At 62.7% G+C, this 1113-nt stretch carries 1 protein-coding gene; it reads left to right on the top strand.

From position 1 onward, the window contains the following. Positions 1–810: alpha/beta fold hydrolase (locus J2W14_RS21175; RefSeq protein ID WP_307466212.1), on the top strand; the 810-nt coding region annotated here is incomplete at its 5' end. Positions 811–1113 lie beyond the last annotated feature (303 nt).

Consider the following 1113-nt stretch of genomic DNA (forward strand, 5'->3'; position numbering starts at 1 on the left):
GGCCTTGAATACAAGGTTTTCTATCTCGAAAACGGCCAGGGCCAGCCCCTGGTCTGCCAGCACACCGCCGGAGCCCACAACCACCAGTGGCGCGGCCTGCTGGAGGACCCGGAGATCACCGCCAAATACCGCGTCATCGCCTACGACCTCCCCCGCCATGGCAAATCGGACCCCCCTGAAAACACTGAGTGGTGGACCGAGGAGTACCAGCTCAGCGCGGACCACTTCGCCAACTTCATCGTCGCCCTCGTCGATGCACTGGAACTGGTTGACCCCATTTTCATGGGATCCTCCTTCGGCGGCAACATAGCGCTGCAGCTCGCCCACCGCTTCCCGGAAAGGTTCGACGCCGTCATCCCCGTGGAGGGGGCGGACCACTCACCGGGCTTCTACCTCGACTGGTGGCAGCACCCCCATGCCAATGCCGCTCAGGTGTGCGGCAGCGGCACCTGGGATCTCATGGCCCCGCAATCGCCGGAGGCGGACCGCTGGAAAACGTGGTTCTACTACACTCAGGGTTCCGAGGCGTTCAAGGGTGACCTGTACTTCTACTCGGTGGACCACGATCTGCGCGGCAAACTGGGCGAAATCCAGACCGACAAATGCGCGGTGGTCCTGATGACCGGCGAGTACGACTACCTCACCACCCCTGAAGACGGAGCCCGCACGGCCAGCCAGATCCCGGGCGCCGAGTTCATCGAGATGAAGGCTATCGGGCACTTCCCGATGAGCGAGAACTACCCGGTTTTCAAGGGATACCTCGTTCAGGCTCTGGACCTGATCCGTACCAAGACCAGCGTCGGAGTCTAGCCGGTTCTCACCTAAGGCGTCGGTGCCGACCCAGGAGGGTCGGCACCGACGCCACCTCAGTGGGTGCAAGACACCAGAAGGTTTGACGTCTTCATGCCCCGGCTTCTGGCGGCCCTACCGCACCAAACTGCTGAAGGTCGTGCTGCACACAGCCACGGCTTCCTTCAAAACACCTGGAGAGCGAACGATGTCAACAAATGCCCAGCATGAGAGCGCCCTGCTGGCCTCTGTACCCACCGGTCTGCTGATCGGTGGGCAGTGGCGCCCGGCCGCGTCCGGGAAGACCTTTGACGTGGAGGACCC

Source organism: Pseudarthrobacter oxydans (genome assembly GCF_030812335.1).
Lineage (GTDB): Bacteria > Actinomycetota > Actinomycetes > Actinomycetales > Micrococcaceae > Arthrobacter > Arthrobacter oxydans_B.